Origin of the sequence: Arthrobacter sp. ISL-69 (assembly GCF_018613775.1) — a bacterium.
Lineage (GTDB): Bacteria > Actinomycetota > Actinomycetes > Actinomycetales > Micrococcaceae > Arthrobacter.
Window position 1 is genome coordinate 49,047 of record NZ_JAGGPO010000040.1, and the last position, 6,211, is coordinate 55,257.

General features: G+C 62.1%; 8 protein-coding genes. 3 read left to right on the forward strand and 5 right to left on the reverse strand.

Features of this window, described 5'->3' with window-relative positions:
• From J7I79_RS21645 to J7I79_RS21655, 3 genes are all read left to right on the forward strand, one after another.
• Positions 1 to 381 carry a hypothetical protein gene (locus J7I79_RS21645; RefSeq protein WP_214956897.1) on the forward strand — a complete coding sequence of 127 codons (381 nt, stop codon included), beginning with the start codon at positions 1 to 3 and terminating at the stop codon, positions 379 to 381.
• 424 nt (positions 382 to 805) lie between these two features.
• Positions 806 to 1,480: a DUF3800 domain-containing protein gene (locus J7I79_RS21650; protein ID WP_214956899.1), complete on the forward strand. Its 675-nt coding sequence runs from the start codon at positions 806 to 808 to the stop codon at positions 1,478 to 1,480.
• Between the two features lie 207 nt (positions 1,481 to 1,687).
• Positions 1,688 to 2,182, forward strand: coding sequence for a hypothetical protein (locus J7I79_RS21655; protein ID WP_214956901.1), 495 nt, complete (start codon positions 1,688 to 1,690; stop codon positions 2,180 to 2,182).
• Between the two features lie 71 nt (positions 2,183 to 2,253).
• On the opposite strand, the gene J7I79_RS21660 is transcribed toward J7I79_RS21655, so the two are convergent.
• From J7I79_RS21660 to J7I79_RS21680, 5 genes are all read right to left on the reverse strand, one after another.
• Positions 2,254 to 3,708 carry a GDSL-type esterase/lipase family protein gene (locus J7I79_RS21660; protein ID WP_214956903.1) on the reverse strand — a complete coding sequence of 485 codons (1,455 nt, stop codon included), beginning with the start codon at positions 3,706 to 3,708 and terminating at the stop codon, positions 2,254 to 2,256.
• A 201-nt stretch (positions 3,709 to 3,909) separates the two neighbouring features.
• Positions 3,910 to 4,584: a hypothetical protein gene (locus J7I79_RS21665; protein ID WP_214956905.1), complete on the reverse strand. Its 675-nt coding sequence runs from the start codon at positions 4,582 to 4,584 to the stop codon at positions 3,910 to 3,912.
• 27 nt (positions 4,585 to 4,611) lie between these two features.
• Positions 4,612 to 5,199, reverse strand: a complete 588-nt coding sequence (locus J7I79_RS21670) for a hypothetical protein (protein ID WP_214956907.1) — start codon at positions 5,197 to 5,199, stop codon at positions 4,612 to 4,614.
• A 287-nt stretch (positions 5,200 to 5,486) separates the two neighbouring features.
• Positions 5,487 to 5,918, reverse strand: a complete 432-nt coding sequence (locus J7I79_RS21675; RefSeq protein WP_214956909.1) for a helix-turn-helix domain-containing protein — start codon at positions 5,916 to 5,918, stop codon at positions 5,487 to 5,489.
• Positions 5,915 to 6,211: hypothetical protein (locus tag J7I79_RS21680; RefSeq protein ID WP_214956911.1), on the reverse strand; the 297-nt coding region annotated here is incomplete at its 5' end. The genes J7I79_RS21680 and J7I79_RS21675, both read right to left, overlap by 4 nt.

Consider the following 6,211-nt stretch of genomic DNA (forward strand, 5'->3'; position numbering starts at 1 on the left):
ATGGAGTGGATCTGGGAGGTCAGTAAGCTGCTGCTCGCCGCGGGCTTGGGATTTGGTGGAGGCCAGGGCGCAGTTTTGCTTGAGCGCAGACGGAAGGCCGCCGACGTCGAAGCTGCAAAAACTGCCGATTTTGAGGTCAAGTGGGAGGCAGGCGACACCTGGTCGATAAAGAACGTTGGCACGGCGGCAGCAACGAAACTGGAGTTTGACACCGAGGCGTTTCAGCTCGTCCAAGCGACATTCCCCACTGAGTTGGAAGTCGGGCAAGTGGATACGTTTATGGGGATCCGGAGGGGCTCTTCGCAACTCGTGATCTCCTGGGTATCCCATCGCGGGGAAAGCAAGGGACCGGTTAAGCGATTCGTTCCGCCCAAGCAGTAGCGGAGCCCATCCAGAGGGCTGCTAACTGATGGTTCTAAGGTCGCTCGTGACGAGAACGGCGTCGGTTTTGACCAGCGGAGGAAAAATCGGCCGGAAAATCTGTCCGGCCCACCGCTTACCCACCGGGAAAGACATTGTTACGGCAGTGTGGCTCTTTGTTGCGTGCATGTCTACGACAAATGTCCGCCAATCTCGGGGAACACTCCGGGACCACCTCTGGAACCCATATGGGACGTTTCGTGTCCGATGGCAACGTAAATACTCCATATGGACACAAATGTTCCCGTTCGGGCATTCCCTAGTGTTCCCGCCCTGGGCAGCCGTCCTCGGGAATGCCACCGCTGCAGACCTCGACCGCCCCCGCCGGCGACGGCCTGGGCGCTAGGCTGTGGAAGTTCATATTTGCCGGGAGAAAGAAATAGGTATGGCCGAGGTGTTCCTGTACGCAGACGAGACGGGGAACCTAGATTACGACGGCGAGGGTAAGAGTGGCGCGTCTACTTACTTCGGCTTCGGTACCGCAGTATTCAATGGGGACCACGCTGATGCTCTTTTCGGAGGAATGAGACTCAGGGCAGAAATATCGAGTTCGGGCATTTATCTCCCCGAGGGCTTCCACGCCGTCAACGACAAGATCCACACGAAGAATCAGGTTTTCCAGTTGATTGGCGACCAGGCGCCGCGCTTTGACAGCACGTTTCTTTACAAAGCCCAAGCATACGATTCAGTCAAGCGCAAGGGCCAAAATTACCTCTATAAGATGGCTTGGTTTCTGCACCTCAAAGAGGTGGCACTACAAGTGACCAACCGTGGGGACACGCTGTATGTCGTGGCGGGAACCTTTGGGACAGCAGCTCGGCAAACGGCAGCGAAAATGGCGCTTGAGGATGTGTGTCGACAGGTAAACCGAGATATCAAGCTCTGCGTGTGGAAGTCGTCGTCCTCATGGGGCCTTCAAGTGGCTGACTACGGGTTGTGGGCCGTGCAACGCAGGCTGGAGGGTAAGAGTTGCAGGTGGCTGGAACCGTACATTCAACCAACACTTATAACGGAATTTCACCCATGGGGAAGGCGCGCAAGGAGTGACCAAGAAGTTTAGTGCCGGCTATCCTACGCGGAAGACTTCCCTGGGATGTCTTGTCACCGGCACTCCCCATACAACCGAATGTTCCTCGCGGTGTCAACAGAGGTAGTGCTTATTACTCCCAGACTGTCACTGTTCAGATGGGGAAATCCCCGGATGGACGTGGCTCACCCGGCCCTCTCTTGGCATGATCCACCGCTTACCCACCGGTAAAATCTTTCGGTGAATGAAATTATTGACTGGTTGCAGAAGTTCGCACCGCTCGTCGGCTCCCTGCTGATCCCGCTCAGCACACTCTGGATCAAACTTAGGAACGATAGGCAAGACCCTGCCGCGATCCGGGTCATGAAGCAGCATGCCAAGCTGTATGAAGCGCTTCCCGAAGCAGCACGCGACTCCATTAGCCAGCTGATCAATTACGAGGCGGCCAAGTACGCACAGTCCCGGATGCGTAAGACCAGCCGGAAACCAAACGCCAGCAGTTGGGCGGCTTTCATCATGATCGCCGTTGTCACCGCCGGCATCTTGTATCCGCTCATCGCGTGGGGGATCATCTGGTGGCCAGCCTACATATTTGTCGGCATTGTCGGCTTCTTCGGCGGCGCCCTTCTCATCGTTGGCGCCCCACAGCTTTTCACTTACGAGGACATAGACATCACCCCGCCAGCGGGAGTGGCCACGGCCCCAGCCAAGGAGAAACGGCCCAGGGCGGCATGACAATCAGAGCCCCGCGCTGGGCCTGGGAGCAGGTAGCGCGGGGCCCTGTTGCTGGTGGTGCAGTTCCGGATTTATGTGACCTTGCGGACGACGGCCGCGCCGAACTGCAAGGTCATGGTGTCCACGCCCTGGGCGGTGAACTGGAGAACCAGGGATGTCGTCCCCGCAGGGATCGTCAGCGGCGGGGTTTTCGCGACGCCACCTTCCGGCCACGCGGTCCAGACCTTCTCGGAAGAAATACGGTCGCACCATACGGTTTCGGCTGAGCCTCCGATGGCAATGAGTTTCGCCTGGAGGAACTGCTGGGTAGTGCCGTAGACGACAACGGCCCCCGCGACACGCTTCCATTCGACCAAGGCCTCGACAACGTCACCGACTACAAAGCCGGTGCTGATCGTGGGCCAGTTCATCGTCCGGCCCGCGACGTTGCCGGGACCGATGGCGAGCTGCTGCCATTCCCCGGGGATACCGTCAGTCCGTGTCACCTTGGATGCCGTGTGGACGGGGGTGGCCCCGGAACCATTGACGCCGAACCCCGTTGCCAGACCGGACACGTTTCCGGTTGCCATGCCGTTGGTGAGCAGGTTACCGGTGCTGATGTTGGACACTGGCAGGTCACGGATGGCAGGGACACGTGGTGCCAGCGCGTCCGCCAGCACCTTACCTAGGGCGATGGCACCATCCGGTGACGGGTGCGTTCCGTCGTCCGCAAGATTGGTCACTGGGGCGCCGTCCGCGGGGTTGACCCACACGGAAGCGAAGTCAGCAAGGACGACGTTCGGCTGGGTCTGAGCCCATGTGCGGAGCCACGCCCCCACCGCAAGTGCAGCCTGTCGCTGCCCGGTCGTGTGTGCCACTGTGGTGGTGGGGGTGGTCACGGCTGCACGGATACCGGCCTTGGTGAGTTTGTCCACCATCGCGGCGATGTTGGCCTGAGTCGTTGCGGCGGTGACGTTGGTCGTTGCGTCGTTCGGGCCGACTTCGATCAGGCACCAGCCGGGGGCGTAGGCGATCACGTCGGCGTCGATGCGGGCAAGCATCATAGCCGTCGTGTTGCCGGGGACGCCGGCATTCCGTACCCACTTGAGCCGCTGCCCCAGGAACGCCTCAGCCCACACAAAGTATCCGCGTGCCTGATAGCCGAGGGGCTTGGACGTGCCGGGTCCGTAGTTGCCTTCGGTGAATGAGGTTCCAATGGGGATGATGCTGTTTACCGGCTGCGGCGCGAAGGTTGCGGGCAGGTATTCGCTATCCTCGATGCCCGTAGCAATCGTGGCAGAAAGCGCCACCTGCGTGTCTGTGCCCAGGGTCGCGACGAGGTCCGCCACGGAGGCGTCATCGGCCACGCCAGGGATGCCCTGGTCGCCCTTGGAAGCGTAGGGCCGGCTGGTCCATGTGCCGACTCCATCACCGAATTTGATCTTGCCCGTGTCCGTCTCGACACCGGGCTCACCCTGGCCAAGTACCGGGTTGCTGGATGTCCACTCGGCGGCCGTGCCGCGGCGCAGTTGGATCCTATTGGCCATCTGGCATGCCTCCATCGATGTTGTGCTTGTCGTCGTGATTGCTGTCCGGATCTCCACCGTCGAAGGTCTCGATTCCGGGGCTTGCTAAGCCAAGGTTCTGAGGGTCGAATACCTCAGCGCCCTTAATCTCGGGCTCTGCGGCCGCCGGTGGGGGAGCGGCGTTCTCGCCATCCACCGGATACCCACCGCTTTGCTGCCCGGTCACGCTTCGACCGCCGCGAAACTCAGGCCGGCGTCACGGGCGGCGAGTACCGACGCGGGGATGTTGTCGCGGTCGTGGATGCTGCGGGCGAAGCCGTTGAAGCTGGTCCCAACTGCGTTGTTGATGTCGTAGTAGTCATTGGGGACGCTCCCAGTTGCGATGAAGGTCCGGATCACAGCGGCGCGGACGGCGTGGCGCTCCGACTCAGCGTCGAGATACCCCGTGCGGCCCATGTGCTCGCCATATTGCCGGCCGGTTACCGAGTCGGTGAGGGAAGCGCGAGCCCATGGGCAATCGTCGAGGTCTTCGAGCTGTTTCTGCAGGACAGCGACCTTTGCGGTATGAGCCTCGGACTGCTTGTGGAGTGTCGCCGACTCTTTGTCTTCTTCCCGCGCCTCAGCTTCCAGGGCTTCCTTCCGGGCCTTGTGGAGCTTCTGCCGGGCCTCCGCGGCCGCACCATCAAACGCCCGGGCCCTTCGCTCGTGCGCCTGGATGTTGAGGGTGACGCGCTCGGCCGCCGATTCATCCTCCAGGATGGCTGCGCCGGACTCCGCGTCAAGGCGGGCCGCTTCGGCACGTGCGGCCGCCGCCTTGGCCTCCCACTCACTGACTACTGACTCGGCCTTGGTGACCGCGTTCTGTGCTGATTCGATGCTCTTGCTGAAAAGTGCCATGCTGATGTGCTCCTGGTTGCTGGTGGTCTACGAGTAGTGAGTGATGGGTTGCCCGGTCATTTTGCTGGTGGTGACTCTCGGCGTCAGCGTCGGTTTGGCCTCGGCGACGTTTGCGGGCTTCATGGCGGCAGGTGTGGCGCGGGATTCCCTACTGCGATCCCGAGTTACGATGTCTGCCATTTTCGTGACGGCTCGTTTCACGGCTTCCTGCCTGTGGTCTTCGTAGGGGCTCGTCTTGGCCACCTCCGCGTAGGCCTCCGCCGCAATGGCGCGGGCTTCTGACTCAGCGGCGTAGATGCCCTTGCTGCCATCGGCTCGCATGAGGGCCTGCGCCAGTGCAGACGTTGCAGTGGAGGCAGCTTCCTTCGATGCCCAGATGGCTACGGCTTCTATGTCGTCCCCGCGACGCTGCAGCGGTAGCTCCCCCTCGGCGGCGATGTGGCCGGTCGGGTTGCCGTGGAGGGCTTCCACGATTGCCGTGTCCATGTTTCGTTTCACCGACGTTGTTCCCGTGCGCAGGACTTCTACGACGTCGCGGTCATTCGTGCGGGCCGACCTGGCCGGAGTGCCGTTGAGCGCTTCTACGATGTCTTGGTCTGTAATGTTGCGTGCCATGGTTGGCTCCTCGTGATGGGAATTCGTTGGGCCCGGTCGCGCCTGGCCCGCTTTCCACTGACGGGCCAGGCGTTTCGTGCAACCCGGCTGGGTTCCCGGAGGAACTTTCCACCATCAGTCTCTGCCCGCACGCATCTTGCTGGTTTCCGCGTTTCCGGCGGCGGAAGTAGGAATAGGCGGTGGGTAAGCGGTGGACGCCAGAAAGGAGGCACCAGGTTGGGTGCCTCCTTCGCTTTGCTGGCAGGGATCAGGCCGTCTCCGGCCTCAGAACAGCCTCTTCTCAGTCGCTAAGCGACGTCCCGGGCAAGCAGGTAATCCTCGACGCTTGCAGGGTCCACGAGCCAACGACCGGCCACCATCTGCCCATTCAGTCGCCCCGCTGCCAGCAGTTGGCGTACGCGCCGCTCACTGCACCCCAGAAGCTGCGCAGCTTGCGCTGGCGTCTTGCGCCCATCCGTGGCCGTCTCCGTCGCCTGAGCGTCCTTCTGGGGCTTGGCCCGGGCGGGGAAGCCCTCGGCCTTCGTCTGATCGCTCCAATGGATAGCGGCCGCCTTCAGCGTGTCCAGCGTTGCCAGGACTTCCGCTCTCGGCTCAGCCGGAAGGCTCTGGATGCTGTCGACTGCCCGGCCCCGCTCCAGGACCGCCATCAGCACCCACGCACTGACGCCGGAAACGTGCGCGCCGAGTCCACTGAACCTCGGGGGCCTGTAGGCGGTCATGTGGTCGGCCTCCGGACATCTGCCGGAACAACGGCGGCGCGTTCCCTTCCGGGCCGCTTGTCCGCTGCCTGCATCCCAGCGGCTGCCAGGTGCTTCCGGAGCGTCTTGAGCGCGAGACCTGTCGCACGGTGCATCTCTCTGACCGTCATGCCCCGCCGGCACATGTCCGCCAATTTCAATGGGCTGATGATGGGGACTGGCTGGGCTGGCGCCACGCCGGTCGCCGCTATCCGACGTGCGATCACTTCCCGGTCCACGCCATACTCGGCCGCTAAGCCTCGATCCACCGATGC

Excerpts from the sequence above, each read along its gene's own strand:
- J7I79_RS21645 (WP_214956897.1), top strand. The coding sequence starts at position 1 with ATGGAGTGGATCTGGGAGGTCAGTAAGCTGCTGCTCGCCGCGGGCTTG.
- J7I79_RS21650 (WP_214956899.1), top strand. The coding sequence starts at position 806 with ATGGCCGAGGTGTTCCTGTACGCAGACGAGACGGGGAACCTAGATTAC.
- J7I79_RS21660 (WP_214956903.1), bottom strand. The coding sequence starts at position 3,708 with ATGGCCAATAGGATCCAACTGCGCCGCGGCACGGCCGCCGAGTGGACA.
- J7I79_RS21665 (WP_214956905.1), bottom strand. The coding sequence starts at position 4,584 with ATGGCACTTTTCAGCAAGAGCATCGAATCAGCACAGAACGCGGTCACC.
- J7I79_RS21670 (WP_214956907.1), bottom strand. The coding sequence starts at position 5,199 with ATGGCACGCAACATTACAGACCAAGACATCGTAGAAGCGCTCAACGGC.
- J7I79_RS21675 (WP_214956909.1), bottom strand. The coding sequence starts at position 5,918 with ATGACCGCCTACAGGCCCCCGAGGTTCAGTGGACTCGGCGCGCACGTT.